This is a genomic window from Enterobacter cloacae complex sp. ESBL7 (assembly GCF_041679625.1).
Classification (GTDB): domain Bacteria; phylum Pseudomonadota; class Gammaproteobacteria; order Enterobacterales; family Enterobacteriaceae; genus Enterobacter; species Enterobacter asburiae_B.
On record NZ_JBGORN010000034.1, the window covers coordinates 1 to 936 of the forward strand.

Annotated in this window: 1 protein-coding gene; it reads left to right on the forward strand. The window is 43.7% G+C overall.

Features of this window, described 5'->3' with window-relative positions; translation table 11 throughout:
* The coding region (locus ACERY3_RS25315; RefSeq protein ID WP_373226797.1) for an MBOAT family protein at positions 1–936 on the forward strand (936 nt) is incomplete at both ends.

Here is a 936-nt window from a genome sequence, read left to right on the forward strand (position 1 = left end):
TGCTCTACATGAGTTTTTTACCGACATTTACCGCAGGTCCGGTTAACCGTGCCGTACAGTTATTCCCTCAACTGGAAAATCAAAAACGGCATATCCTTCATTATAAAAAAGCGTTGTTTTTAATCGTCCTTGCCATCATCAAACTGTTTCTTTTTAGTTCATGGCTAAACGATAATCTGGTCACGGATGTTTTTAATAATCCTGATGCAGCAAGTGGCTGGGATTGTCTGTTGGGGGTATTTGGCTGGGCATGGGAAATATATTTTAATTTTTCTGGTTATACAGATCTGGTTACAGGTATGGCATTGTTACTCGGTTACCGGCTGGGCGAAAATTTTAACCACCCATATCGAGCCAGTAATTTGCAGGAATTCTGGCGACTCTGGCACATCAGTTTATCAACATTTATCCGTGATTATATTTATATTCCCCTTGGTGGAAACAGAAAAGGCTGGTTGCGTGCGCAGGTGAACATTTTTGTAGCAATGGTGCTGTCCGGTGTCTGGCATGGTGCCGGGTTGACGTTTATTATCTGGGGGGCGTTGCATGGTTCTGGTATGGTAGTGAATAACCTCTGGCGGCGCTACGTTTCAGAAAGAACTGGTTTTATGCTCCCAGCAGCTCTCGCACGCCTGATGACCTTTCTTTTTGTCTGTCTGGCGTGGGTATTTTTCAGGGCATCATCCATAAACGATGCGTTACTTATCTGTGACAACATTCTGTCGGCATGGCATACGATGCCGACTACCAGCACATTGTCAGCACTTCTGGCATTTGTCTCGCTCATTATTTTTTATCCAGTCCTGGTTAATGTGAGAAAACAGACTGGGATCATTATTGGCGGGTTACCCTGGTATGCACTACCACTGATCATTGTGCCAGTACTGGCTATAACTTTTTTTATTTCTCCTTCAGGTATTCCCGGATTTATTTATG